The following is a 2,720-nucleotide window of genomic DNA, read 5'->3' on the forward strand; positions in this document are numbered from 1 at the left end:
GTGACGGATGCCGACGGCGCACTAGTGACGCAGACCTACACGGTCAACGTCACCGGTGCGGATGATGCACCGACCCTGGATGCGATCACCAGCGGTTCGATTGCTGAAGTGGATCAATCTAGTTCGACTACGGACGCTAACCTCAGCGGCACCTTGAGTGGTGCGGACGTCGATGGTGGCGACACCCTGACTTACGGTATTGATACTGGAGCTGTCACGGGTACCACCGCCACCTTGGCGGGGACTTACGGTACGCTAACACTGGATACGGCGAGCGGCGACTACAGCTACAGCAAGAATGCAGCAGCGATCGAAGCACTGGATGCGGGTGATACCGACAGTGATGTGTTTACGCTGACGGTCACCGATGCCGACGGCGCTTTGGTCACGCAGACCTACACAGTCAACGTCACCGGTGCGGATGATGCACCGACCCTCGATGCGATCACCAGCGGTTCGATTGCCGAAGTGGATCAATCTAGTTCGACTACGGACGCGAATCTCAGCGGCACCTTAAGTGGCGCGGACGTCGATGGTGATACCTTAACTTACGGTATTGATACCGGATCGGTGACCGGTACCACGGCCACCTTGGCGGGGACTTACGGTACGCTAACCCTGGATACTTCCACCGGCGACTACAGCTACAGTAAAGACGCCGCTGCGATCGAAGCCCTGGATGCGGGTGATACTGACAGTGATCTGTTCACCCTGACGGTCACCGATGCCGATGGTGCCTTGGTCACGCAGACTTATACGGTCAACGTCACCGGTGCGGATGATGCACCGACCCTCGATGCGATCACCAGCGGCTCGATTGCCGAAGTGGATCAGTCCAGTAGCACGACCGATGCGAACCTCAGCGGCACCTTAAGTGGCGCGGATGTCGATGGCGATACCTTAACCTATGGTATTGATACCGGATCGGTCACGGGTACCACGGCCACCTTGGCGGGGACTTACGGTACGCTGACCCTCGATACGGCGAGCGGTGACTACAGCTACAGCAAAGACGCTGCCGCGATCGAAGCGTTGGATGCGGGCGATACCGACAGTGATCTGTTTACGCTCACCGTCACCGATGCCGACGGCGCCTTGGTCACGCAGACCTTTACCGTCAATGTCACCGGTGCCGATGATGCACCGACCTTGGATGCGATCACCAGCGGTTCGATTGCCGAAGTGGATCAGTCCAGCAGCACGACCGATGCTAATTTGAGCGGTACCTTGAGTGGCGCGGATGTGGATGGTGATGCCTTAATCTATGGTATTGATACCGGATCGGTGACGGGTACCACCGCCACCTTGGCGGGGACTTACGGTACGCTAACCCTGGATACTTCCACCGGCGACTACAGCTACAGCAAGAATGCCGCTGCGATCGAAGCCCTGGATGCAGGTGACACCGACAGTGATCTGTTTACCTTAACGGTCACCGATGCCGATGGTGCCTTGGTTACACAAACCTTTACCGTCAACGTCACCGGTGCGGATGATGCACCGACCCTGGATGCCGTCACCAGTGGTTCGATTGCCGAAGTGGATCAGTCTAGTTCGACTACGGACGCTAACCTCAGCGGCACCTTGAGTGGTGCGGATGTCGATGATGGCGACACTCTGACTTACGGTATTGATAGCGGATCGGTGACCGGTACCACGGCCACCTTGGCGGGGACTTACGGTACGCTGACCCTCGATACGGCGAGCGGTGACTACAGCTACAGCAAAGACGCCGCTGCGATCGAAGCCCTGGATGCGGGCGATACCGACAGTGATGTGTTTACGCTGACGGTCACCGATGCCGATGGTGCACTAGTGACGCAGACTTACACGGTCAACGTCACCGGTGCCGATGATGCACCGACCCTCGATGCGATCACCAGCGGTTCGATTGCCGAAGTGGATCAATCTAGTTCGACTACGGACGCGAATCTCAGCGGCACCTTAAGTGGTGCGGATGTCGATGGTGATACCTTAACCTACGGTATTGATACTGGGACGGTCACGGGTACCACGGCGACCTTGGCGGGGACTTACGGCACCTTAACCTTAGATACGGCGAGCGGCGACTACAGCTACAGCAAGAATGCGGCGGCGATCGAAGCCTTGGATGCGGGCGATGCTGTTAGCGATGTGTTCACCCTGACCGTGACGGATGCCGACGGCGCACTAGTGACGCAGACCTACACGGTGGATGTGACCGGTGCTGATGATGCACCGACCCTGGATGCGATCACCAGCGGCTCGATTGCTGAAGTGGATCAGTCCAGCAGCACGACCGATGCTAATTTGAGCGGTACCTTAAGTGGCGCGGATGTCGATGGTGATACCTTAACCTACGGTATTGCTACCGGATCGGTCACGGGTACCACGGCGACCTTGGCGGGGACTTACGGTACGCTGACCTTAGATACTTCCACTGGCGACTACAGCTACAGCAAAGACGCCGCTGCAATCGAAGCCCTGGATGCAGGAGACACCGACAGTGATCTGTTCACCCTGACGGTCACCGATGCAGATGGTGCCTTGGTCACCCAGACCTTTACCGTCAACGTCACCGGTGCCGATGATGCACCGACCCTCGATGCGATCACCAGCGGTTCGATTACCGAAGTGGATCAGTCCAGCACAACTACAGACGCTAACCTCAGCGGCACCTTGAGTGGCGCCGATGTCGATGGCGACACTCTGACTTACGGTATTGATACCGGATCGGTGAC

At 57.9% G+C, this 2,720-nt stretch carries 1 protein-coding gene; it reads left to right on the forward strand.

Going from position 1 to position 2,720, the window contains the following annotated elements:
* A partial coding sequence (locus Q4488_RS18630) for a VCBS domain-containing protein (protein WP_303582086.1) occupies positions 1-2,720 on the forward strand: 2,720 nt, incomplete at both ends.

The organism is Amphritea sp. 1_MG-2023 (assembly GCF_030547545.1).
Classification (GTDB): Bacteria; Pseudomonadota; Gammaproteobacteria; order Pseudomonadales; family Balneatricaceae; genus Amphritea.